Source organism: Piscinibacter sp. PDB1-1, from assembly GCF_056675995.1.
Genome location: NZ_JBWVZJ010000001.1, coordinates 1 through 24,333 on the forward strand (window position 1 = coordinate 1; position 24,333 = coordinate 24,333).

A 24,333-nucleotide genomic window follows, 5' to 3' on the forward strand; every position below is an offset into this window, starting at 1 on the left:
ATGGGAAGTGCTGAATATTGGTCTTTCAAAGACTTCATAGCGAAGCACGCAGATGCCTAACCCTTCCATCGAGAGGACTCGCCCCGGCAAGCCGGGTCGAGCCTCTCATGTCAAACGTTAGAACGCATTGGCGCGATTCTCGGCGGCGTTCCGCAGTTTCACCTCTGGAGGCCAGATGTCGATCTCAACAAGTGCCGGTGCAGTGGTGTTCGCCAACGACATAAGTCGTGTCGCCAAGTTCTATGAGGGGCTGTTCTCTATCCCAGTGGTTCACTCTGCGCGAGATCACATCGTTCTTGAGTCGCCCCTGTTTCAACTGGTGGTTCACGCCGTCCCAAAGAAGATCGCCGATGCAATCGAAATCACTGTCCCACCCACTCGACGCACAGAGACGCCGATCAAACTCTTCTTCTTCGTGCCTAGCCTTGCCGAGGCAAGAGCCAAGGCCGCGTTGCTAGGTGGCGAGTTGAATCCAACGAGTAGCGAATGGGAGGCACGCGGGTTTCGAGCTTGCGATGGCCATGACCCAGAGGGCAATGTCGTGCAGGTTCGAGAGAATGCGCTCTAACCCTTCCAACGATTTGACGTGCCCCGGCAAGCCGGGTCATGCAGCTCATGTCAAACGTTAGCCGCCGACCTCACTCCTCGCCACAACATGAACATCCGAGAAGCTTCTTCCGCAGACGTGTCAACACTTGCAATGCTCGTCAGCGAGTCAAACAAAGACGTCGCAGTTGCGTTCGGTCTGAACGCAGATAACGCGCCGAAACACCCTTCCTTTTGTACCGAGAGTTGGGTGCAAGCTGACCTGGCTCGCGGGGAAACGTACTTCATCCTGGAAGAGAAGTTTGAACCCATTGGGTGTGTGGCCTATGAAGGTCCAAGCCCGGGTCTCGCCTACCTGAATCGCCTGTCGGTTCTGCCAGCGCACAGAAACAAGGGCATAGGTGCTCGCCTAGTTCGTCACATCGTCGAGCATGCACGCAGCCTGTCGGTTCAGACCATCAGCATCGGCGTCATCGGTGAGCACACCGACCTCCAGCGCTGGTACAACAAACTCGGGTTCAAAGACGGAGAGACCAAGCGCTTTGCCCATCTGCCGTTCTCAGTGAAGTACATGTCCTATGCGTTGCAACGCGGCTAACCCTTCCATCGAGCTGACGTGGGAGCTTGCGTCGGTTTAGTGGCTCGAGGCCAGCTCCGACTTGAAGGTGCAGCACGTTCCATCTCACGTGCCGCTTATGCGCCCCCCATCCTTTCCATCTGGCCCAAACCTACCGCCTCAACCTCACAGCACCAACAAACCCTTCAGCGTTGCGAAAATCTCCGAAACCGGTACCTGAGTGGCCATCACGGCAATCATGGGCAGGAGCACGGCGATGAGGAGGGGGATGATTCCTTCCTTGACGAGGGGGAGTGGGAGCAGCTTCTTCACCATGTCGTAGCTCATCGACAAGTCGGCCAGAGACGACATGTCGGGGGAGCCGAGCATTTCCGTTTGCTCAGTGGGATCGCCGGTAATCCATTTGGTGTGGAAGGCCTGGTTGTGTCGGCTGATGAGGCCGCCGTACTGGACTAGGCCTTGGCGCTTGAGGCGCAGCAGGGTCGGTGTGAACGCGAGCAGGGGCAGCACGAATGCCACCAGCACGAAGACGACTACGCCGGCGGCCGCGAACTTGAACTGGGCGATGCCGGCGTCGTTGTAGATCGCATGCTTGAGTACGCCCGACGAAACGACCGTGGTCAACGCGAACACGAACAGCATGTAGGTGCTCGGGTACGCGCCGATGAAGGCGAGGCCGCCGCAGCGATCGGCGTGCGTCGCGACGAGACGGAGCTCGCAACGGGCAATGTCGCGCAGCATCCAACCCCAGGTCACGAATCTCCAGAGCCAGCGCCCGAGCAAGAACAGAAAGAGTGGCGCGGTGACAAGCGTGGCCCACAGACCGGCGGGGCTCAATTTAAAGACGCCACCGAGTGACTGGCCGATCCAGGTGCCCCCGGAGACAGGCGCCGAGAGGTTGAAGGTCCATTCGTAGGCGATGACATAAGCCGCCACCAACAGGATGATCTCGACGAGAGCCCAGCCCGAGCGGCGCTCCATGTTCTCGCGCGCCAGCCGAAAGCCCGGGCGCGACACCTCGGTGACGAGACCCCGTGAAAGAAAGCCCTCCACCAGCCGCGTCATGCGCAACTCGGCGCTTTCTTCCATCAGCACGAAGGCGGCAATGGCGATGACCAAGGCATACATGCGGAAGTCATGCAGCAGCGCTCGCGACGGTGCGCCGATGGCGTCGCCGCTCACCACGGCCAACACCAGGGCGGGAATGAACGCGAACGCGGCGTAGAGGAGGGCGCGTCGGCCGGCGCACAGACCTGCCTTGCCGATGAGGCCTACGCGTCGCTGGAGCTTGTAGAAGGGCCCTACGCGATTGAATGACCACGTTGCGGTGTCTTCTTCGGTCGTATGTTCCACCAGTTCGTCTCTCGTGCTGGATCGTTGGGGCTACCTGCCGATGCGGCGGATTCTGCCCCCAAGCCGGACTGGAACGGTAGGTCTTCGGTGGCCCGAACGGTCACAACCCCACTGCCCGAAAGTGCAATAGCAAGCGTGAATCGCGCCCGTCACACTGCGGATCTGGCCGCCGCCTGCCACCTGCGGCCTACGCACACATCCAGCGGCAACCTGCCGTGCCCACCACCACCCGCGTCGAAGGAGCAACGATGGCCACCACCAAGAAAGATGCCGGCAAGAAGTCGAGCAAGCCAAACTTCCTGATCCTCTGGGGCGACGACATCGGTCAGTCGAACCTGAGCATCTTCACCAAGGGCATGATGGGCTACCGCACGCCCAATATCGACAGCATTGCCGAAGATGGCATTCTGTTCACCGACTACTACGCCGAGCAGAGTTGTACCGCAGGCCGCGCTTCGTTCATGACCGGCCAGTGCGGCTTGCGCACCGGTCTGACCAAGGTGGGCCTGCCCGGCGCCGAGCTCGGCATGAAGGCCGAAGACCCCTGCATTCCCGAAATGCTCAAAGACCTCGGCTACGCCACCGGCCAGTTCGGCAAGAACCACTTCGGTGACCGTGACGAGCACCTGCCGACCATGCACGGCTTCGACGAGTTCTACGGCAACCTGTATCACCTGAATGCCGACGAGGAGCCCGAACTGCCCGACTACCCGACCAAGAAGGATTTCCCTGAGTTCCACAAGAAGTTCGGCCCGCGCGGCGTGCTGCACTGCTGGGCCGATGGCAAGGGTGGCCAGAAGATCGAGAACACTGGCCCGATGACCAAGAAGCGCATGGAAACATGCGACCAGGATTTCGTTGACAACGCCAAGCGGTTCATCGAGAAGGCTGTCAAGGACGGCAAGCCGTTCTTCGTGTGGTTGAACACCACGCACATGCACTTCCGCACCCACATCGAGGACAAGATCCGCGGGCAGGCTGGCCGGTGGCAGTCCGAGTACCACGACTGCATGATCGAGCACGACAAGCACATCGGGCAGATGCTGAAGCTGCTGGAAGATCTGGACCTGGTCGACAACACGATGGTCATGTACAGCACCGACAACGGCCCGCACATGAACTCGTGGCCCGATGCCGGCATGACCCCCTTCCGCAGCGAGAAGAACTCCAACTGGGAAGGTGCGTTCCGCGTGCCGGCCATGGTGCGTTGGCCCGGAGTGATCGAGCCGGGCCGCGTGAGCAATGACATCGTGAGCCACATGGACTGGTTCCCAACCATCGTCGAGGCGGCGGGCGGCGGCGACGTCAAGGCCAAGCTGAGGACGGGAGCCGAAGGCAATGGCAAGAAGTTCAAGGTGCACCTCGACGGCTTCAGCCTGATGCCTTACCTCAGCGGCAAGGCCGACAAGCCAGAGCGCAAGGGCTTCCTGTACTTCACCGACGACGGCGACCTGGCCTGCCTGCGCTTCGACAACTGGAAGGTTGTCTTCATGGAGCAGCGTGCGCGTGGCACCTTGCAGATCTGGGCCGAGCCGCTCGTGACCTTGCGCGTGCCGAAGATGTTCAACCTGCGAACCGACCCCTACGAGCGGGCGGACGTCACCTCCAATACCTACTACGACTGGCTTCTGGACCACGTGTTCCTGCTGGTGCCTGCGCAGGCCGGTGTAGCGGAGTTCCTCGAGAGCTTTAAGGAGTTTCCGCCGCGCCAGAAGGCGGCCAGCTTCGGCGTCGATCAGGTGATCGAGAAAATGTCCGAGTCGGCCGGCGGTGGGCACCGCTGATGGCCGAAGGGCGCGTGGCTTGGCCGCGCGCCCGGTGATCGCTCGACCCATTCGCCAGGAGAAGGCGCCTGCCCATGCCGAATGAACCCACTGATCCCCCGGAGGATCGAAGCACCCAGCTCGCCGAGCAGCGGACCTCCATGGGGGTCGAGCGAACCTTCCTCGCCTTCGAGCGCACGCTCATGTCGTGGCTGAGAACGTCGTTGTCGATGATCTCCTTCGGGTTCACGCTGGCAAAGTTCTTCGAGTACATCGAGAAGGACCGCAACTCGGCCTTCGTGGGGCTCATGGGCCGCAACTGGGAGGCGAGCGCGGTGGGGCTGGTGATGATCGCCATCGGAACGCTCGCGCTGGTGCTGGCGGTGTTCCAGCACCACCGGCGTGTCGGTTCCCTGCGCGATTTGGGGCTACCCAAGCAGTGGAACCTGGCCCTGTGGATCTCCGCACTCGTGGCGGCGCTCGGAGCCTTCGCCTTCCTGAGTGTGTGCGTCGGCCTTGCCACGCGAACGGCCTGACGGCGCCCAACACCATGGAACTCGCCCCGTTCATCGCGGCCGCCATCCTGGCGGCCGTTTTCGCATCCAAGGTGGGTGCCGGTGCGCTGGAAGACAGCCCGTTGATACAGAAAATTCGCGGGCGGCGCCTTGTGTCTGCGGCCGCGGGCGTGTCGGTGGCCTATGTGTTCATCGACATCCTGCCCGAGCTCGCGGCGCAGAACGACGCGCTGCAACGCGCCTCGTCTGGCGAGTTGCGCTTCGCCGAGCAGCGCATCTACCTGCTCACGCTGCTCTCGTTCGTGGTGATGTATGGGCTCGATCACCTCGTGCTGTCTCGGCGCAGCGAGCGCCGCGAACGCGTGGAGCGGGGCGAAACCGATTCCACGTACCGCGTGCACCTGTTCGGGTTCGCAAGTTACAGCGCGCTCATCGGCTACCTGCTGGTCGAGCGTGCGGAACGTGGCGCGGTGTCGCTCGCCGTGTATGTGATGGCGATGGCTGTGCACTTCGTGGTGGTGAGCCACTCCCTGGCAGAGGAACACGGCAACTTGTACCGGCGGCACGGCCACTGGCTTCTCGCTGCCAGCGTGTTGCTCGGCTGGGCCGTGGGAGCCAGCTTCGCGATCTCGGAGGTGACGTTTGCGCGCCTCTTCGCCTTGCTCGCCGGCGGCGTCGTGATCACCAGCCTTCGCTCCGAGTTGCCCGACGAGCGGGAAGGGCGGTTCTGGCCGTTCTGCCTCGGCGCCGGGGTCTTCGCCGTCGTACTGCTTCTGGCCTGAGGCCAGCGGCGCGCCCGATCACAGGGGGGTCACCATGGACGCAGCCCAGATCATCAAGTTGCTCGTCAGCGCCAGCATCCTGACGCTCGTGTTCGCAATGGGCGCGCGGGCAACGTTCCGCGAGGCCTTCAGCCTGCTGAGCAAGCCGTTCGAGCCACCTCACACGATGCTCAATGCACTGCTCTCGATGTACGTCGTCGTGCCGGTGGTGGCAACGATTCTTAGTCATTCGCTCGACTTGTCGATGCCGGTGCGCGCGGCGCTGTTGGCGATGGCGGTCGCGCCGATCCCGCCCATCTTGCCGGGCAAGCAACTCAAGGGCGGTGGCCAGAGCGCGGACGTGTTCGGCTTGCTGGTGGCGGTGTCGGTGGTCTCCATCGTGCTGGTGCCTGTCGTCGTCCATTTGATTGGCCTCGCGCACCATGCCGAGGTGTCGTTCACCCCGGGGCAGGTGGCGAGCGTGATCGCCATGACCATCCTTGTCCCGCTCGGCGCCGGCATGGCTCTCAACCATCTCGCGCCCGGCTGGGCGGCGGCGGTTGCCAGTTGGGCATCACGCATCGGCATGGTGGTGCTGGTCGTGTGCGTGGTCGCCATCCTGTTCAAGGTGTGGCCCCAGATCGTGGCGCTCGCCGATGGGCGCGCGATGCTGGCGGTGTTCGTGATGGCCGCCATTGCGGTCGGCGCAGGGCACTTGCTCGGCGGGCCGGATGCCGACAGCCGCTCCAACCTGGCGATCGCGACGGCCGTGCGCCACCCCGGTATCGCGCTGGCCGCCGCGTCGCAGAACCTGCCAGAAGAAGAGCCGCACATGCTCGCCGCCGTGCTGCTGTACTTCCTGGTGGCGACCGTGCTGACGAGTCTTTACGTGGCTTGGCGAAAGCGTCAGGTTTGAGAATTGAAGCCCGCGGCCTGACGACCCTCAGGCGCCGGGCGCCCGCACGATGCAGCGGAAGCCGAGGTGGCTGATCGCCGTGTCTACCGGCTGAGCCATGCGCGCTGCAGGCCGGTAGCGCCGGCAGTAGTTGGGCGCACACAGATGTGATCCGCCTTTCATGACCTTGCGCGGAGTGGCGGAGCCGGCCTGGCCTTGTTCGCAGCTGCCGTCCGCCTCGCCGCCGCGTGGGTTGGCGAGGGTGCAGCAGGGGTGTTCCAACTTGCTGTGCTCCTGGTACCAGTCGATCGTCCACTCCCAGACGTTGCCGGTCATCTCGTAGAGACCGTAGCCGTTGGGCGGGTAGCTGCCGACGGGCGCAGTGCCTTCGTGGCCGTCTTCGTTGAGGTTGTGCCAGGGGAACTCGCCCTGCCAGGTGTTGGCCATGTGCCTGCCGCCCGGCGCGAGCTCGTCACCCCAGGCGTACTCGACACCTTCGAGGCCGCCGCGCGCTGCGAACTCCCATTCGGCCTCGGTGGGGATCTCCTTGCCGGCCCATTGGGCGTAGGCCTGCACGTCTTCCCACGCCACATGCACGACCGGGTGCTTCCACAAGCCCTGCAGGGTGCTGCGGGGCCCTTGCGGGTGACGCCAGTTCGCGCCGGGAACGTACGTCCACCAGTTGTGCGTGTTGCGCAAGTCCACGGGGCCCTTGGCCTTGCGAAAGACGACGGCCGACGGCTGCAGCAGCTCGGGCGGCGCGCCCGGGAAATCAGCCGGGTCGGCCGGCTTTTCGGCGAGCGTGACGTAGCCCGTCGCCTCGACGAAGCGGCGAAAGTCGGCGTTCGTCACGGCGTGGGTATCCATCCAGAAGCCGCCGACCTTCACGCGGTGCGCGGGCTTCTCCTCGGGGTAGTGATGGTCGGAGCCCATCATGAACACGCCGCCGGGCACCCAGACCATGCCGTCTGCCGGTGGCTTGCCAGGTGGTGTTTGCGCGGCGCCGCGCTCGTCGACTTTCGAAACGACTTCCACGGACATTGGTCCTTTCCGCTCGGGTTGCGATTGCACGGTGCAGAGTGCCCGGACGCATCGGCGGCGGCCGGGCCTCGGCATTCTGGCGCACCAGCGGAGCAAGCGGCCCCGAACGCGATCAAGACCTTGTCGGCGATCGTCAGATTCGAGGCGGGTCGGTTTCGCGCGCTGACACCCGGGGCCCGGCGATCGCATGGATGAACTGCGCCGTGCCACGCTCCTCTTCGTCAGCGAGGATCAGCCCCGGGTCGGCCTCGCCGCCCGGCAGCCGCGAAGGAATGCCGCAGGCCTCCAGCAGTTGCTTGCCCAAGCCCAGCGCCAGCACCGGCTTGCCGTGCCGATACTGGTCGCGGATGAAGTCGAAGGTCTGGCCGATGCCCGCCAGCATGGCCACGCCCGCCTTGCCATCGGGCAGCACGAGCGCGTCGAACAGGAACCCGGGTTCATTCTCGAGCGATACATCAGCCTGGATCGCCACGCCGTCGGCCGTCTTGACCGGTCCGATGCGGGGCGCCGCGAACCGAGGCACGGCGCCTTGCTCGAACAGTGCCTGGTGGACCGCCGCGACGCCCGCACCCACCACGCCATCCGCCACGAGGATGACCACCTTTCGGCCCTTGATGGACCCATCGCCCGGGCGCGCCAGCAAGGACAGGGTCGGTGACTGTTTCACCTCGGCCTTGGGCACCTTCGCAATGGCCAATGGCATGGGGTTCGGCAAAGGCATGTTCAGGCCTTGCGCGACTTTGGTTGCCAGGTCTTCGGAGGCATTGCGCAGCGACGACAGCATGCGTGTGCGGATGGCCGGCACCGTGACCTTGCTCAGCTCGAAGCGGAACGCCGCCGCGATGTGCGCCTGCTCCGCCGGTGATTGGCTCTCGTAGAACAGCCGCGCCTGGTTGTAGTGCTCAGCAAACAACTCGGGCTTGGCGCGCACCTTGGCCTGGTCTTCCTTCGCGCGCAACTTGGCGGCCACCGAGACGAAGCCCTGCGCCGCCGCCCCGGCCTGGAACGGGCAGCCGCCACCCAGCGAGTTGGGCTCGTAGGCGACACGGCCGCGCGGGATGGCCTGGCGGTGCATGCCATCGCGCTGGTTGTTGTGCACTGGCGCGATCGGCGAGTTGATCGGAATCTCGTGGAAGTTGGGGCCGCCCAGACGCGAGATCTGCGTGTCCACGTAGGAGTGGATGCGACCGGCCAGCAGCGGGTCGTTCGAGAAGTCGAGCCCCGGGATGATGTTGGCCGTGCAGTAGGCCACCTGCTCGGTCTCGGCGAAGAAGTTGTCGGGGTTGCGGTTCAGGACCATGCGGCCGATGGGGCGCACCGGCACCAGCTCCTCGGGCACGATCTTGGTGGCGTCGAGGATGTCGAAGCTGAACTTGTCGGCCTGTTCTTCGGTGAAGACCTGCACGCCGAGTTCGTACTCGGGGAAGGCACCCGACTCGATGCGCTCCCACAGGTCGCGGCGGTGGTAGTCGGGGTCGGCGCCGGAGATCTTGACGGCCTCGTCCCAGGTGAGCGAATGCGTGCCGGCCACCGGGTTCCAGTGGAACTTCACGAACACCGATTCACCCTGAGCGTTGACCATGCGGTAGGTGTGCACGCCAAAGCCCTGCATGGTGGCGAACGACCTGGGGATGGCACGGTCGCTCATCACCCACATCAGCATGTGGGTCGATTCGGGCATCAGCGAGACGAAATCCCAGAAGGTGTCGTGGGCGCTGGCTGCCTGCGGCATGCCGTGGTGCGGCTCCGCTTTGACGGCGTGCACGAGGTCGGGGAACTTCATCGCGTCCTGGATGAAGAACACCGGCATGTTGTTTCCCACCAGGTCCCAATTGCCGGCGTCCGTGTAGAACTTGACGGCAAATCCGCGCACGTCGCGTGCGGTGTCCTTGCTGCCTCGTTCGCCGGCCACGGTGGAGAAGCGCACGAACACCGGCGTGCATTTGCCCGCCTTCTCGAAGGGCGCGGCGGTTGTCAGATCGGCCAGCGGCTCGTAGCACTCGAAGTAGCCATGCGCCGCAGAGCCGCGGGCGTGGACGATGCGCTCGGGGATGCGCTCGTGGTCGAAATGCGTGAGCTTGTCGCGCAACACGAAGTCTTCGAGCAGCACCGGCCCGCGTGTTCCGGCCTTCAGCGAATTCTGGTTGTCGGCAATCCGTACGCCCTGGTTGGTGGTGAGCGGCTGGCCGCTCGAATCGACGCGTACGCGATCGAGCGGGCCGATGGTGGCGTTGACCCCCTGGGCGGCATGCGAACCGAGCTTCTGGCTGGTCTGGCCTTCGGAGAGCGTGCTGCCGGTCGCCAGGCGCGACGGCGGCTCGATCTGCTGCCCCGTGGCCGGCGCCACGCCCTGGGCAGCGCCATGCTCGCCGGCCTTGATGGCGTTTTGGGGCATGCCGGCGGCCGTGACCTCCACTTCCTGGGCATGGCGGGCGGCGATGTCCGAAGGATCCTGCGAGGGGCGAGACGGCGCGCTGTCCGTGTTGCGGGGGGCCGAACGTGCGCCGCTGGATGGCTTGCTGGATTTGGGCATGTCGTCTCCTTGCGATGTTGTGGGTTCAACCCATCACAAGGGCAGATGGCATGCCCACCGCCGAGCCGAGCCGACAAACGTTTCTATCGCGCCGGTGGAGACGGCAGAGCCGGGATCAGTGGTGGTGCTCGTGTCCGCCACTCGGCTTGCGCGCCTTGATGGTTGCCTCGTCGGTGCCGGGGGCCGGCGCACGCACAGGTGGCTGCACTTCACCGGTGTACTCGTAGGCCACCGTGCCGCGTGGGTGCTTGTAGAAGCCCGGGTCCTTGTAGTCACCGGGCTTCACGTTGTCGCGCACCTTGACGACGCTGAACATGCCGCCCATCTCCAGCGGCCCGAAGGGGCCCGTTCCGGTCATCATCGGCAGGGTGTTGTCGGGCAGCGGCATCGCCATCGCGCCCATGTCTGACATGCCCTTGTCGCCCATCACCATGTAGCCGGGCACGAGCTTGCTGATGCGCTCGGCCACGCCGCGGTGGTCCACGCCGATCATGTTCGGAACGTCGTGTCCCATCGCGTTCATGGTGTGGTGCGCCTTGTGGCAGTGAATGGCCCAGTCGCCCGCGATGGCCTCGAACTCGAAGGCGCGCATCTGGCCCACGGCCACGTCGGTCGTCACTTCCGGCCAGCGGGCGGAGGGCGGCACCCAGCCGCCATCGGTGCCCGTCACGACGAAGCTCGGCCCGTGCATGTGGATGGGGTGGTTGGTCATCGTCAGGTTGCCCACGCGAACGCGCACCTTGTCACCGGTGCGGGCCACGAGCGGGTCGATGCCGGGGAAGACGCGGCTGTTCCACGTCCATAGGTTGAAGTCGGTCATCTCGGCCGTCTGCGGCGTGGCGGCGCCGGGCTCGATGTCGTACGACGCGAGCAGGAACACGAAGTCGCGGTCCACCCGCATCTGGCGCGGGTCCTTGGGGTGGATGATGAACATGCCCATCATGCCCATGGCCATCTGCGTCATCTCGTCGGCGTGCGGGTGGTACATGTGCGTGCCCGAGCGCAGCAGCGCGAACTCGTAGACGAAGGTCTTGCCGGGCTGGATGTGCGGCTGCGTGAGTCCGCCCACGCCGTCCATGCCCGAGGGCAGCAAGATGCCATGCCAATGCACCGTCGTGTGCTCCGGCAGCTTGTTGGTGACGAAGATGCGTACGCGGTCGCCTTCGACCGCTTCGATGGTCGGGCCGGGGCTGGAGCCGTTGTAGCCCCACAGGTTGGCGTTCATGCCCGGCGCCAGCTCACGCACGACTGGTTCGGCGACGAGATGGAATTCCTTCACGCCCTTGTTCATGCGCCACGGCAGCGACCAACCGTTGAGCGTGGCCACCGGGTTGTAGGGCCGGCCGTTGGGCGGCACGAGCGGCGGCTGCATGGTCGGCTCGCTCTGGTACACCGCTTCGGGCAGCGAGGCGGCGCCGATGCGGCTGACGGCGCTGGCGCCCAGCGCCACGGCACCCGCCGACTTGAAGAAGCTGCGTCGATTGGTCATGGTGGTTCTTTCAGTGGCTGCCGCTCGCCTCTGAAGGCGCGGCTGGCGTTGCGGGTGCGGCCGTAGGGGCCGGCGAGCGGCCGGCGAGGGCGGTTTGCAGGTTCGTCTCGGCCACCCAGAAGTCGCGCAGTGCCTCGACGTACGCGGTCACGCTCATGACCTGGGTGCGGGCATCGGCCAGCAGCTCGAACACGCCGATGAGCATGCCGTTGTAACGCAGCAGGTTCTCGTCGGAGATTCGTTTTCGCAGTGGCACGACCTCGTCGCGGTAGTGACGGGCCAGCTCGAAGCTCGTGCGGTAGGCCGAGTACGACTCGCGCACCTCGGAGCGCGCATTCACGGCCACCTGCGCCATGCGGTGCACCGACTGCATGTAGACCGCCTCGGCCCGGGCGGCGCGCGTGGCGCCGAAGTCGAACAGGGGAATTTCGAGTTCGATCTCGTAGCCATCGGCCCGCGGCTCGCCGGTGACGCTCTTGTTCTGGTAGCCCACCTCCAGCACGTTGATGAAACCCGTGGCCCGGGTGAGGCCCAGGCTTTGCGCCGTGTGCTCGCTGGCACGGCGGGCCATCATCACGTCGATGCGCTTGTCCATGGCGAGTTGCTCGGCGTTCTGTGGCGCGGCGGGTTGTTTCGGCAGATCGGGCAGCCGCTCGGGCAGCGTGAAGGCCTGCTCGCCCATGAGCCCCAGCAGGCGCGTAAGCCGCTCGCGCTCGGCCACCGCCTGGTGCCGTGCGCGTGCGAGCTGCACGGTGGCATCGGCCTGGAATGCCTGCTCTCGCATCTGCGCCAGCTTGCTGAAGTTGCCGGCTTTCTGCATGCGCTGCGCGAGCTCGCTCGATGCGTCGGCAGCCTCCTTGACCTGCTCGTAGTAGTTCAGCAGCTCCTGCGCGGCCACCGCGTTGAAGTACGCGCGGCGGGTGTCGGCGGCCGTCCCCACGGCCTCGTACGCCGCCTGCAGTTGCACCTGCTCGAAGCGCCGCTGCTCCAGCGGGTAGGTGAATGGCATGGTCAAGAGGCCGACCAGATCGAACATGACCGCACGGTCGATCTCGACCACGCCGCCACCTTCACGCAGCCGGCCGAAGCTGAAGCTCGGGTTGCGCAGCCGGCCGGCGCGCACCAGCTCTGCCTCGGCAATGCCCAGCTCGCTGAAGCTTGCTTGCAAGCCGCGGTTGTTCAGCAACGCGAGTTCGACGGCGCTCTCGGCGCTCAGCGGTTGCGCGAGCAACTCGGTGACGCGCGCCTGGGCGGCATCCACGTCATCACGCGTGCGTTGAAACGACGCCGGATGGCCGGCCCGCGCCTGGGTCAGCTCGATCACCCGGCTGGCGCCACCATCGGGCGTGAACGAAGCGCAGCCGGCGAGCACGAGCAGGGCGGCCATGGGCGCCAGCCCGCGCAGCAACAGCGGCCCGCCACGCGACACGAAGGGCGCCGTCTTGGGAAATACGGTGTTCATTGCTCGAAACCATGTGAGTCATCGGCTGCGGGCATGCGCAGCCAGGGATACGCTCGCGTCGACGCCGGGGGGCGTGCTCGCGAGCCCCATCGGGCCTCTCGCGGAGGCCGCTGTATGAATCAGGTGCTTCGAGGCGGTCGCTCGTCGCCGTCCGGCACGAAGCCGGGTGGCGGGGCAGGGGGTTCTGCAAAGGCGACGGCAGCCGCGTCCAGCGGTGCCAGCATGGCCGGCGAATCGCACGGCATCGGGGTGATCGAGCAGCAAGCCGAGCACATCGTGCACTTGGCCGGTGACGACTTGTCGTGACCGGCATGGCCGCCTCCGTGATCCATCGCGCCGTGGTCCATGCCGGCGTGCATGGCGTGGTCCGGGGCATGCGCCTGGGCCGAGGCTGGCGTCGTCGTGTCACCCGCAGCCACCGAACACAGCATGGCTGCTGCCACCGCACCCCTAACGGGGAGCAGCACGGCGAGGATCAGCAGGAGCCAGAGGCGCCAGGGTTTCATGGGCGAAAGGGTAGCAGGGGCCCCACGCGCTTGTGCATGAGCGGAGCCTGTGCACTGTAGACCTTGCCCCGGTGGGAGGGTCAAGCTCGCCTGGGTCTGCCGACCAGGCCCGAATAGAATTCGCCCCGCCGCACCCTGCGGCCCCACGCGCACGCTGCGCCTTGTTGTTCCCCCGATGTCGTCGACCCCACGCCATACCGAATTGCGCCGATGCATGCATTGGCTGTTGGCGTTCGCCCTGCTCTGGTCGGCACTTGCGCCGACGGTGGCTGGCGCCGCCGCGATGGCGAGGGGCGAGCAGTGGGTGCAGGTCTGCACCGGCACCAGTACGGAGTGGCTCAGCCTCGATGGCAATGGCCAGCCCGTCCAGAACGATGGCAAGGTGCTCAAGACGGACTGCCCGTGGTGCCTGCCGTCGGCGCTGAGCTGCGCCATTGCGCCGGACGCTACCGGCTTCGCTGCCGACCCACGCCTCTCGCATGCGCTCATCGCGCAGCTGTCAACCGGCACACGCTCGTTCGGGCGCATTCAACCGCGCACGCGCGGCCCTCCTCAGGCTCCGTGAACTGACCCGTTTCACGCGGCGCCTCGGTGCCGGCGTGCCGTCATTCGTCTGGAGCTTCGTGATGTTCTTGTTGACCGTTTTCGCGCGTGCGTTTGCCCGCGTTCGCCCTGTCCTCGGCCGCCGGCCAGGAGCCGGCCATGACTGACACCCCCGCGACTCAGCCTGCGCCGCGGCGCCGCGACGGATCGCTCTACCGCCTGGTCTGGCGATGGCATTTCCTGGCAGGGCTGGTGTGCCTGCCCGTGTTGGTGGTGATGTCGATCACCGGCGCGCTGTACCTGTTCAAGGACGACATCAACGACCTGGTGCGCGCAGACCTGTACTTCGTGCCCGCGGCGCATGCGAATGCGCTCAGCCTGCCGCTGGACGAACTGGCCCGCCGCACGCTGGCTGCGCACCCTGGGCGGCTTGCCGAGGTGCATCTGCCAGACTCGCGCGACCGCAGCGTCGCGATGGTGGTCGCGACCGAGAGCGGCGCACGCTTGCAGGTGCATGTCGATCCGGCCGACGCCCGCACGCTCGGCACGCTGGACACGGCCTGGGCATGGGAGCAGGTTGCCAAGGAGCTTCACTCGATGGCGCTGCTCGGGCGCGCGGCGAACATCTTCGTGGAACTCGTGGCCGGCTGGTCGATGGTGCTGATCGCAAGCGGGCTGTACCTCTGGTGGCCGCGCCCTGGCCGCAAGGCGCTGGCCGTGCGCGGTGAACCGGGGCGCCGCGTCTGGTGGCGCGATGTGCATGCCGTCACCGGCGTGATCGCGGGCGGCGTGGTGCTGTTTCTCGCCCTCACGGGCATGCCCTGGTCTGCCGTGTGGGGCGAATACTTCAACCGCGCGACCAGTGCGGCGGGCCTCGGCCACCCGCACTTCGCCTGGGACGGCCTGCCCACCTCGACCCGACCCATGGGTGCTGGCGGCGAGGTGCCCTGGACTCTGAAGAACGCGCCCATGCCCGCAAGCGACCCGGACCCCCACGCCGGCCACAACGGCCACGCCGGGCACGCGGGGCCAGCCAGCACGAGCCATGGCCTGCAGCCACCCGCCATCGGCTTGCAGGCTGCGGTCGATCGCTTCGCGGCCATGGGCATCGGCCCCGGCTACGTGCTGCGCCTGCCCGCGGGAGAAGAGGGCGTCTACAGCGCGCTGAAGTTCACGCCGAAGGTCGCCGACCAGCGCATCGCCCACATCGACCAGTACTCGGGCCAGACACTGGCCGACATCCGCTTCGACCAGTACGGCCCGGTGGCCAAGGCGGTGGAATGGGGCATTGGCGTGCACACCGGGCGCGAGTACGGCCGCGTGTCGCAGGGGCTGATGCTCGTCGGCTGCCTCGCCGTGATTGCGCTGGCCGTCACGTCGGTCGTGATGTGGTGGAAGCGCCGCCCCGCCGGCCGCGTGGGCGTGCCCACCCGAAAGCCAGACGACCGCCTCGCCGCGGGCGCCATCGCGATCGCCGCTGTGCTCGGGCTGCTGTTTCCGCCGCTGGGCGCCTCGCTGGTGATCGCGGCCGTACTCGAACGCATGCTGCGCCGCCAGGCCAGCTGACGACGTCGCCTCTCGCGTCAGCCCTGAACGATGCGTGTCAGCTGCGCCGGCGTGGGTGCCGGCCAGCCGGCCTCCTTGGCCACCGAGACGATGGCCTCGTTGGTGTCGAAGTACACCTGCCAGTAGTGATCGGTATGGGTGTAGGGGCGCACCGCGATCACCGTGCCGTTGAGGTTCATGTCGAGCAGGGTGACTTCGGCCGCGGGGGTGTCGGCCACGTTCGGGATCTTGGCGATGGCCGCCTTGAAGCGGGAGATGGCGTCCACCGGGTCGACGCCCACTGCGAGCTGGGCCGTGCGCTCCACGCGACGCACAGGCAGGGCAGAGTAGTTCTGGATGGTGTCGCTGAAGATCTTGCCGTTGCCCACGATGGTCATCACGTTGTCGGGTGTGACCACGGTGGTGCCGAAGAGGCCCAGCTCGCGCACCGTGCCCGTCACACCGCCGATCGAGACGAAATCGCCCACCTTGAAGGGCCGCAGCACCAGCATGAAGGCGCCCGCCGCGAAGTTGCCCAGCAGGCCGCTCCAGGCCGCACCGACTGCGACGCCGGCGCCGGCCAGCAAGGCGGCGAACGAGGTGGTCTGGATGCCGAAGTAGCCCAGGATGCCCAGGACCAGGGCGATGTTCAGCGTGATGGCGACGATCGAGCCGAGGTACTTGGTGAGCGTGGCGTCGACCTGGTTGCGGTTCATCGCTGCCTGGATCAGCGTGATGACCCAATGGATCAGCCACCGACCGGCAATCCAGAACGCAATGGCGGCAAGGACCTTCAGCCCGAGGTCGATGAGCGTCGTGGAGACAAAGGTTTGTAGGACGGAAACGTCGATATCCATGGGGCCCTCCAGCAGGCGTTGTTGTCAGATGCGGCGCCCAGTGGGCCGCAGCCCCGATGTATCTCTGGTTTTGACCTTTCCGGATATTGGACTTTGGTGCAAGCGGCGCCGCGCCGAGCGGGTGCGCCAACGAAACAGGGCCTTGTGGACAGGCCCTGTTTCGCGGTATTGCAGGCGAGCCTGCTAGGCCTTCTTCAAGGCGCGCACGAGGCCAGGGCGAGCTGGCGGATCCAGGCGCCCACCATGGCGATCGCCTCGGCATGGTTGGTCTGGCGGCCGACCACCGGCATGGTCTGCCCGGCGCCGACGTGGCTCATGCGGTAGAGCAGGATCGAGCTCTCGGGGCTGCCGGGGTTGATGTCGTAGCGGTAGCCGGGCTGGCCGGTGCCCACGTAGGCGAGCGGCATCTTGCACACGCCCCATGTGTCGGCCGACGCGGCGGTGCCGATGTTGTCGTGCGTGAGCAGCAGGCCCGACTGCGAGGCATAGCCGCCGGCGTTGTGGCAGTGCGCGCAGTTGATGTCGAGGTAGGCCTTGCTGCGTGCCTCGAGCGACTGGGTGGCGTCGTGGAAATCGGCCACCACCGGGGCGCCAGCCAAGCCCGTGAAGCCGCTCAGCAGTTGCATCTCGTCGAGATGCGTGAGCTGGTTCTTCACGACGCCACCGCCGAAGTCGTAGTTCTTGTTCAGGTTGCGTGCGCGTGGGCCGATCGGCAGGGTGGAGCCGCTGCCGTTGGTGGCAGACGCATGGCACTGCTGGCAGGTCTGCGTGTTGGGCACGGCGTAGATGAACTTCTGCGTGGGGCCGGTGTCGGGCACCAGTTCCATGCTGATGTACTTGCCGGCGGTGGTGAGGGTGGCGTCTTTCTGGTCGTCGTCCCACACATAGGGCAGTCCGGCCCAGCTGCCATCCGCCTGGCGCACCAGGATGCGGGTTTCGATCAGGCGGTGCGTTGCGAGGTCGATGCTGCTGCCTTGCGCGGTTTGCGTCTTCTGCGCCACGGGCACGGCGCTCGCGTCGGTGCCGGTGGCCTTCGGGTAATAGAAGGTCTTGACCAGGGCGGTGCCCACGGGGAAGTCGAGCATGGAGCCGGCCGAGTAGCCGATCTTCTGGCCCGCCGGCACGAAGATGGCGCGCAGCTTGAACGCGTAGTCGGAGAACAGCGTGGCGTTCAGGTCATAAGGCACGAGCGCGCTGTTCAGCGTGAGCGTGCTGCCCGAAACCGCGGCGAGGTTCCACGCCGACAGCTTGGCGGGTGCGCTGGCCGGCTGGTAGATGGTGGGGGCGGTGGGGCCGCTCGGTGCTGGCGGCGGGGCCGAGTCGCCACCGCCACCGCCGCCGCAGGCGGACAGCAAGAGGGCGGCGGCCAGCAGCGTGGACGACAACAGTCCACGCGCGAGCGGGGCAGGGGTGTTGAGTTTGGTCATGTTGAATTCGCTGAAAGCGCGGTGCAATCTGAAGGCTGGGTGAGCACGTGGGCGCGGGGCAGGTCGACCCGCCGGGCCAGAAAGGCCGAAGAGGCCGGAAAGGCCGAAAAGGGGCGGCCCGTGAGGAGCGCCCCGTTCCGGCCTTGACGTGGCGCCAACGCGCGCACGTGGGAGCCGATCAGGCCCCGCGGCCGGTCACCGTGGGCAGCGTGATCGTGCAATCCATGCGAGCCGGGCTCGGGAACGCCGGGCTGCTGGTGCCCGCCATCATGCCGAGCAGGTCGAGATCGAGGTTCTCGTACGAGATCGCAGCGCCCGTGGGTGCCGTGATCGCGTTGCCCTTGGAGCACACGCGCAGGTTGCCGGCGTAGTTGCCGCCGCTGCCGTCTGCATTGACGCCCGTGCCGGTGGCGGGGTCGACGACACCGTCCCACATCACGGCCGGGAAGTTCTGCGGCTGCGGGTAGGCGGCCAGCGTGGCGAAGAAGCCCTGCGTGAACGCGCCGAGCATGGTGGGGTCTGCAAAGGCGCCGCCAGGGGTCGCGCCGAAATCGCTGACCTGGTTGTTATGCACATAGGCGCCGCGCACGTACGGGTCGAACGGCTTGCCTTGCTCGTCGAGCGTGGCGGGGTTGAACGACACGTTGGCACCGTAGGCCGAGGTGAGCAGCACGCCCGTGGTCTTGTGGTTGGTGATCGTGTTGCCGTACACGTCGGTGTTCTGCGAGGCCAGAACCATCACGCCCGTACCCGGCGGAATCGTCAGCACCAGGCCTTGCGCGTGGGCGCCCGGGGGCAGGTTGTTGTCGACGATGGAGTTGTTGCGCACGACCACATCGGTGGTGTTGAGGAAGCGCGTGGGACCGGGCAGCGCGAATACCAGGATGCCGCCGGTGTTCTGGTGAACGTTGTTGCCTTCGACGATGGCATTGCGCGAGTTCTCGATCTCGACGCCTGCCACGTTGTGATAGACGTCGTTGTTCAGCACGCGGATGTTGGTCGACTGGCCGACGTAGACGCCGGCGTCACGCGAACCCACCACGATGCTGTCGGTGACGAGGATGTTGTCGCTGCGCACCGGGTACAGGCCGTAGGCCATGGTCGAGGTGTTCTGCGGGTCGGTGGTCCATTCGGCGCGCATCGTGTCCATCACGACGTTGTTCGAGCTGGTGACGAACAGCGCATTGCCCGAGGCATCTTCGATCGCGAACTTCTTGAACGTGGCGGTGTCGAGCGTGCTCGCCGACAGGCCGTTCTGGGTGAGCGCCGTCTTGAAGCTCAGGATCGTGTCCTTGGCCGGGTCTCGCCCATTGCCGGTGCCGGCGATGGTGATGTTCTTCTTGCCCGTGATCTGCAGGGGCCCAAGCATCGTGTACTTGCCGGCCGGCAGGTTGATGGTGTCGCCGTCCTTGGCGGCACTCAGGATGGCGTTGAGCGCCAGGTCGTTCATCTGGGCGGCGGTCACGTTGGTGACCTGCGTCTGCACCGGCGGCGCGGTGGTGTCGTCATCGCCACCACCGCCGCACGCGGCGAGGGCCAGGGCGACTGAAACCGACAAGGCGGACAGGCAAGGGCGGGTCAATTTCATCGGTGTTTTCCAGGTATTGGTTAGGGTATTCGTGATGTCTGAAAAATAAGTCGCCGTGCAATTCGTTGTTCAGTTTCGTGAAAGCATTAATACTGCACAGCAAGCTCTTTCATCGTGACCCAGCACCTTGCACCGCTCTTGACGACGGGAGACAATCGTTTAACTTTTGCGGACACCTCGGGTAATACCGGGGATGGGTTTTTCTGGAGGTCTGGGCTTGCTGATCCGATCGATCGCACTGAAGGTTTATGAGGCGGCCGCCAAGGGCATCGGTGTTGATCCCGCCGAGCAAATGCGGCGGGTCGGCATCGCGCCCGAGCAACTGCTAGGCGAGGACGTCTTCGTGCCGTACTCGAATTTCGTGGACTTGCTGGAGAACACCGCCCGGGTGGGCAATCGCCCGGATTTCGGCCTGCGCATGGTGCGTCGCGCGGGAGATATGCTCGAAGGGCCGCTGCTGCTCCTTTTGCGCCATGCCAGCACGGTGCGTCATGCGGCGGCATTGGTCGGAAAGTACGGGCACATCTATGCGAGCGGCTTTCGCGTCACGCTGGTTCCGGCGGCCAATGCCTCAGGCTTCGTCGACGTGATGGTGTCGGAGCGCGGTCGCCATGCGCGCCCGTCGATGCAAGCACTTCAATACGCCACGCTGAGCGTGCTTCGGGTTTTGCACGATATATGCGGCAAGCAGTATGAGGGGTGGAAAGTATTGCTCCCTCATCCTGTTGAGCTTTCACACTCTCAGTATCTTGAGTATTTTGAGTGCGAGTATGAACTCGATGCACCATTCGCTGCCATTCGAATACCAGCGGATCACCTCGACCTGCAATTGCCCGCACAGAGTCCCTTGCGAATGAAAATGGCTCTGAGTTACATCGAAGCGAATTTCGAGGTGCGAAGTGAACTGGTATCGGAGCGCGTGACCCGACTGCTGCGGCAGCGCTTGGGCGTGGGCCCAGTGCTGCAAAGCGAGATCGCCGCGGATCTCGCCATGCACGAGAAGACGCTTCAGCGCCACCTGGCCAAGGAAGGCCATTCCTTCCCGGCCTTGCTCGACGAGGCCCGCCGGGAGCGCTTCATCGACCTGATCAAGCAACCAGCCCACCAGAACCTGGCCCAGGTGGCGCAGATGCTCGGCTACTCGGAGCAGGCCGCCTTGTCGCGCAGTTGCCAGCGCTGGTTCGCTTGCAGCCCGAGCGAGCTGCAACGCAGGCACGGCCTCGTCGGGGCCAAGCCCTCGTCCGCGGCTACCACTGCACTTTGATGCCGATGCTCAGGTTGATCGAGCTGCCAAGATCGGTGTCACCGCGGGCGGCGCGATGAATGTCGGCCAGCTGGTGATCGAGTTCCGCGAGCGCAGCCGTACTACATACGAGCTTTTCGATCTCCTCAACGGCCTTCATGCAGTCTGGGCTGGTGCCGCTATCCTTGCCGGCACCTTCCTCCCACCGCGCCTGCCACCCACGCCATGAAGTCCCCCGAGCCCGACAGCGACGTCTACCGCACCCTGCTGGAATCGACGCGCGCCATCCCCTGGAAGATCGACTGGGCCAGTGCCACCTTCTCATACATCGGCCCGCAGATCGAGCCGCTTCTTGGCTGGGCGCCGTCGAGCTGGATGACTGTCAACGACTGGGCCGACCGCATGCACCCCGACGACCGCGAGCGCGTCGTCAACTTCTGCATCTCGCAGTCGCAGTCGGGTGTCGACCATGAGGCCGACTACCGCGCTCTCACGACCACCGGCGACTACGTGTGGATCCGCGACGTGGTGCACGTGGTGCGCGACGCCGCCGGCAACGTCGAGTCGCTGGTGGGCTTCATGTTCGACATCACCGAGCGCAAGAAGACCGAGGAGAAGCTGCTCAGCCTGCAGAGGGAGCTCGAAGACCTCTCGTTTCGCGATGGCCTGACCGGCGTGGCCAACCGCCGCAAGTTCGATGCCGTATTCGACAAGGAATGGACCGACGCGCGCCGCAACGTGCAGCCGCTGTCATTGATCGTCTTCGACGTCGACTTCTTCAAGCGCTACAACGACCACTACGGCCACGTCGAAGGTGACGACTGCCTCAAGCGCGTGGCCCGCGCGCTCGGCAGCGCCGCCAGCCGACCACGCGACTTTCTGGCCCGCTATGGCGGCGAGGAGTTCGTGCTGCTCCTGCCCGCCAGCGACGAACAGGCCGCCAAGGCCGTGGCCGAGCGCTGCCGCCAGGTGATCTTCAAGGCGCAGATCGCGCACGCCGGCTCACCGATGGGGCAGCTGCTGACCGTGAGCATGGGCGTGGGCACCATCATCCCGGCAGCCGGCGATGACGCGCTGACCTTCCTCGACGCCGTCGACCGCCGCCTGTACCGCGCCAAGCAAGACGGCCGCGACCGCATGGTGTTCGGCGCGGCCTGATTCACACAGCCGGGGCGGGCCGCTGCGCGGCGCTGCGCAGCGGCCCCGGTTCAGAAGCGGTCCGCCAGCCCCATGGCCGGATCGCTCACCGAATGCCGGCCGGTCTCCATGCGGCCGGCGAAGCGGCGCAAGAAGCTGCGGTCGGCATCGGAGGTCACGACCAGGTCGTACCACCAGCCCGTCGAGTCCAGGTTCCACGACAGCGACTGGCTTTCGCGCCCGTCGAGCCGCAGCTCCCATTCGGTCCCGGTGCCACGCGGCTTCACGAAGGTCGGCCACCAGTCACCCTTCAACACCCGCAGCGCGCCGTACAGCTTGTTCGACCGCACCTTCAGGGTGACGTCTCCCGAGCCGCTGTTGCGGGCTTCCAGCCGCAGTGCACCCAGGCGGGCGTCATACGAGAGGTTCACCTCGGGCGACGGTGCGCGGCGACCGCGCAGAGCGGTCAGGTCGCCCTTGAAGCGGCGGTGGAAGCCATTCGGGCCGAGCACCCACAGGTCGTAGCGACCGGCGTTCTCAGCCTGCACGGCCCACACATCGTCCAGCGTCTTGCCCGGTTCGACCATGTAGCGGCGCGGCATGGTGTAGCCGTCCCGAAACGCGAGCAGTGCAGTCGGCTCCAGGGGGATCGGCTGCCGGTCGGGCATGCCGTCGAGCTTGGCTTGGTCGTAGACATGGAACACGGCCGCCACGTCACCGGTGTTGCGGAACGCGAGCTTCACGGTGCCTCGCGCGTCATCGGCGTGGGCGACCACGTGAAGCTCGTAGGGAAGCGCACGGGACGGCCGGGTGCCGGTGGCCTGCACTGGCAGGCCGCGGCCGGCGGGGGGTGTGATCTGCGGCAGCGCCTGCTGCGCGGCGCGCAGTGCATCGGCCTCGGCCTTGGTCTTGCGCCCGGCGAGCTTGGGCAGCCGCTCGTCGTTCGGGTTCTTGAAGTTGAACGCGCTCGTCAGGTCGCCCAGCACCGCGCGGCGGAACGGGCTGATGTTCGGCTCCTTGACGCCGAAGCGCGCCTCGATGAAGCGGATCACCGAGGTGTGGTCGAAGGCCTGGGAGTTGACCCAGCCGCCGCGGCTCCACGGCGAGACCACGTACATCGGCACGCGCACGCCGGGGCCGAAGACGCGCCCGTCCTGCGCACCGTAGTCGAAGTTGGAGCCACCGCGCTGCGGCTGGCCCTTGGTGCCCGGAGGCGACGGGTAGTTGTTGTATTCAAAGGCGAGCTCGCGGGCCGAGAGCGTGGTCTTGCCGGCCAGCGTGCCGTCAGGCCGGGGTGAGGGCGCCGCCGGCGAGGGGTAGTGGTCGAAGTAGCCGTCGTTCTCGTCGAAGTTGATGAAGAGAACCGTCTTGCTCCAGACCTCGGGGTTGGCCGTCAAGGCGTCCAGCACCTGCTGGATGTACCACGCGCCCTGCACCGGGCTCGAAGGGCCGGGGTGCTCGGAGTACGTGGCCGGTGCGACCACCCACGAGACTTGCGGCAGCTTGCCGTTGAGGCAATCCTGGCGGAACTGGTTGAAGTACGACTCGGTGTCGCCCAGCGTGCCGGGCATCGTGTTGGCAATGCCCTTGTAGAGCGGGTTGTGGGCATCGTCGCTGGCGGGGTCGTAGGCGGGGTAGGGGCCACCACTGGTGCCCACGGGCTTGCCGGAGGCCTGGTTGGCAGCGCGGTACTGCTTGAACCCGACGAGGGCGTTGTCGCCGTAGTTGTCGGGCATGTGCTCATAGACGATCCAGCTCACGCCGGCAGCCTGCAGGCGCTCCGGGTAGGTCGTCCAGTCGTAGCCGGTGCTGCCGGTGTCGGCGGGGCTGATGCCGTCCCACTCGTTGTTGAGGGATGCCACGCCCTTGGCCGAAGGGCCGTTCGTGCCGGTCCACAGGAACATTCGGTTCGAGTTGGTGCCGGTGTGCATCGAGCAGTGGTAGCCGTCGCACAGGGTGAATGCATTGGCCAGCGCGAACTGGAACGGCAGCTCGGGCTGCTCGTAGTGCCCCATCGAGAAGGTACTCTTGACGCCCGCCCAATAGCCCATGCGGCCGTCGAGCCAACCGAGCTGGCCGTCGACCCAGCTGTGCGGCGTGCCCGACACGCGCTGCGCGTTGCCCTGCGTCGCATCCAGGTGGTAGGGCAGCACGGGGGTGCCGCTGAGGTCGAGCTGCTCCCATACCTTGCGGCCACCGGGCTGCGGAATGGTGAAGCGATCGCCGAACCCGCGCACGCCTTTGAGGGTGCCGAAGTAGTGATCGAACGCGCGGTTCTCCTGCATCAGCACAACAACGTGCTTCACGTCCTTGATGGTGCCGGTTTCGTGATGGGCAGGGATGGCCAGCGCCTTCTGGATGCTGGGTGGAAAGGCGGTCAGCGCGGCGGCCGACATGCCGCCCTGGGCGGCACTCTTGATGAATTTGCGTCGTGAGGTTGTCATGGTGGTTGCTTGTTCCGACGGTAGAGGGGGCGTTGCGAGAGCCCATGGCCCGATGCAACGCGCGGTGGGTCCTGCCTGAATGCGAGGTCAGGAGCGGCCATCTTTTGC

The 24,333-nt window shown here is 66.0% G+C and carries 21 protein-coding genes; 10 read left to right on the top strand and 11 right to left on the bottom strand.

The window, feature by feature from the left end; genetic code table 11:
• The first annotated feature begins 175 nt into the window (after positions 1-175).
• Positions 176-568: a VOC family protein gene (locus tag AC1KAR_RS00005; RefSeq protein WP_480313499.1), complete on the top strand. Its 393-nt coding sequence runs from the start codon at positions 176-178 to the stop codon at positions 566-568.
• A gap of 87 nt (positions 569-655) precedes the next feature.
• Complete coding sequence (locus AC1KAR_RS00010) at positions 656-1,144, top strand: GNAT family N-acetyltransferase (protein WP_480313501.1); 489 nt, start codon at positions 656-658, stop codon at positions 1,142-1,144.
• Positions 1,145-1,288: 144 nt separating this feature from the next.
• On the opposite strand, the gene AC1KAR_RS00015 is transcribed toward AC1KAR_RS00010, so the two are convergent.
• Positions 1,289-2,476: a hypothetical protein gene (locus tag AC1KAR_RS00015; protein ID WP_480313502.1), complete on the bottom strand. Its 1,188-nt coding sequence runs from the start codon at positions 2,474-2,476 to the stop codon at positions 1,289-1,291.
• 248 nt (positions 2,477-2,724) lie between these two features.
• Between AC1KAR_RS00015 and AC1KAR_RS00020 the strand changes: the two genes are divergently transcribed.
• The 4 genes from AC1KAR_RS00020 to AC1KAR_RS00035 all read left to right on the top strand — a co-directional run bounded on the left by AC1KAR_RS00020 (position 2,725) and on the right by AC1KAR_RS00035 (position 6,431).
• The gene (locus AC1KAR_RS00020) at positions 2,725-4,260 is read left to right on the top strand and encodes an arylsulfatase (RefSeq protein ID WP_480313504.1); all 1,536 of its coding nucleotides are present in this window, start codon (positions 2,725-2,727) and stop codon (positions 4,258-4,260) included.
• A gap of 74 nt (positions 4,261-4,334) precedes the next feature.
• Positions 4,335-4,775 (top strand): YidH family protein, encoded by a 441-nt coding sequence (locus AC1KAR_RS00025; protein WP_480313505.1) that lies wholly within the window; start codon positions 4,335-4,337, stop codon positions 4,773-4,775.
• A 14-nt stretch (positions 4,776-4,789) separates the two neighbouring features.
• Positions 4,790-5,536: a hypothetical protein gene (locus AC1KAR_RS00030; RefSeq protein ID WP_480313507.1), complete on the top strand. Its 747-nt coding sequence runs from the start codon at positions 4,790-4,792 to the stop codon at positions 5,534-5,536.
• Positions 5,537-5,570: 34 nt separating this feature from the next.
• Entirely contained in the window at positions 5,571-6,431 is an 861-nt protein-coding gene (locus tag AC1KAR_RS00035) for a hypothetical protein (RefSeq protein WP_480313508.1), read from the top strand.
• A gap of 27 nt (positions 6,432-6,458) precedes the next feature.
• Here AC1KAR_RS00035 and AC1KAR_RS00040 read toward each other — a convergent pair whose 3' ends face one another.
• From AC1KAR_RS00040 to AC1KAR_RS00060, 5 genes are all read right to left on the bottom strand, one after another.
• Entirely contained in the window at positions 6,459-7,445 is a 987-nt protein-coding gene (locus AC1KAR_RS00040; RefSeq protein ID WP_480313510.1) for a formylglycine-generating enzyme family protein, read from the bottom strand.
• A gap of 139 nt (positions 7,446-7,584) precedes the next feature.
• Complete coding sequence (locus tag AC1KAR_RS00045; RefSeq protein WP_480313512.1) at positions 7,585-9,984, bottom strand: catalase; 2,400 nt, start codon at positions 9,982-9,984, stop codon at positions 7,585-7,587.
• Between the two features lie 115 nt (positions 9,985-10,099).
• A complete protein-coding gene (locus tag AC1KAR_RS00050; protein ID WP_480313514.1) occupies positions 10,100-11,473 on the bottom strand; it encodes a multicopper oxidase family protein in 1,374 nt (457 codons plus the stop codon).
• A gap of 10 nt (positions 11,474-11,483) precedes the next feature.
• Complete coding sequence (locus AC1KAR_RS00055) at positions 11,484-12,935, bottom strand: TolC family protein (protein WP_480313516.1); 1,452 nt, start codon at positions 12,933-12,935, stop codon at positions 11,484-11,486.
• Between the two features lie 119 nt (positions 12,936-13,054).
• Positions 13,055-13,441, bottom strand: coding sequence for a hypothetical protein (locus AC1KAR_RS00060; protein WP_480313518.1), 387 nt, complete (start codon positions 13,439-13,441; stop codon positions 13,055-13,057).
• Between the two features lie 214 nt (positions 13,442-13,655).
• On the opposite strand from AC1KAR_RS00060, the gene AC1KAR_RS00065 reads away from it, so the two are divergent.
• Both AC1KAR_RS00065 and AC1KAR_RS00070 read left to right on the top strand, forming a co-directional pair.
• Positions 13,656-14,006, top strand: coding sequence for a DUF2946 domain-containing protein (locus AC1KAR_RS00065; RefSeq protein WP_480313520.1), 351 nt, complete (start codon positions 13,656-13,658; stop codon positions 14,004-14,006).
• A 137-nt stretch (positions 14,007-14,143) separates the two neighbouring features.
• The gene (locus AC1KAR_RS00070) at positions 14,144-15,550 is read left to right on the top strand and encodes a PepSY-associated TM helix domain-containing protein (protein ID WP_480313522.1); all 1,407 of its coding nucleotides are present in this window, start codon (positions 14,144-14,146) and stop codon (positions 15,548-15,550) included.
• Positions 15,551-15,567: 17 nt separating this feature from the next.
• Here the strand turns inward: AC1KAR_RS00070 and AC1KAR_RS00075 are convergent, their stop codons facing one another.
• From AC1KAR_RS00075 to AC1KAR_RS00085, 3 genes are all read right to left on the bottom strand, one after another.
• Entirely contained in the window at positions 15,568-16,386 is an 819-nt protein-coding gene (locus AC1KAR_RS00075; protein WP_480313524.1) for a mechanosensitive ion channel family protein, read from the bottom strand.
• Positions 16,387-16,580: 194 nt separating this feature from the next.
• Entirely contained in the window at positions 16,581-17,813 is a 1,233-nt protein-coding gene (locus tag AC1KAR_RS00080; protein ID WP_480313526.1) for an SO2930 family diheme c-type cytochrome, read from the bottom strand.
• Between the two features lie 178 nt (positions 17,814-17,991).
• Complete coding sequence (locus AC1KAR_RS00085; protein WP_480313528.1) at positions 17,992-19,401, bottom strand: parallel beta-helix domain-containing protein; 1,410 nt, start codon at positions 19,399-19,401, stop codon at positions 17,992-17,994.
• 217 nt (positions 19,402-19,618) lie between these two features.
• Between AC1KAR_RS00085 and AC1KAR_RS00090 the strand changes: the two genes are divergently transcribed.
• A complete protein-coding gene (locus tag AC1KAR_RS00090; RefSeq protein WP_480313530.1) occupies positions 19,619-20,665 on the top strand; it encodes an AraC family transcriptional regulator in 1,047 nt (348 codons plus the stop codon).
• Here AC1KAR_RS00090 and AC1KAR_RS00095 read toward each other — a convergent pair.
• Entirely contained in the window at positions 20,649-20,804 is a 156-nt protein-coding gene (locus AC1KAR_RS00095; RefSeq protein WP_480313532.1) for a lysozyme inhibitor LprI family protein, read from the bottom strand. The two genes, AC1KAR_RS00090 and AC1KAR_RS00095, sit on opposite strands and share 17 nt — an antisense overlap.
• A 65-nt stretch (positions 20,805-20,869) precedes the next feature.
• Here AC1KAR_RS00095 and AC1KAR_RS00100 point away from each other — a divergent pair, with 65 nt between their 5' ends.
• A complete protein-coding gene (locus tag AC1KAR_RS00100) occupies positions 20,870-21,802 on the top strand; it encodes a sensor domain-containing diguanylate cyclase (protein WP_480313534.1) in 933 nt (310 codons plus the stop codon).
• A gap of 50 nt (positions 21,803-21,852) precedes the next feature.
• Here AC1KAR_RS00100 and AC1KAR_RS00105 read toward each other — a convergent pair whose 3' ends face one another.
• The gene (locus AC1KAR_RS00105) at positions 21,853-24,225 is read right to left on the bottom strand and encodes a phosphocholine-specific phospholipase C (protein ID WP_480313536.1); all 2,373 of its coding nucleotides are present in this window, start codon (positions 24,223-24,225) and stop codon (positions 21,853-21,855) included.
• Between the last annotated feature and the right edge of the window lie 108 nt (positions 24,226-24,333).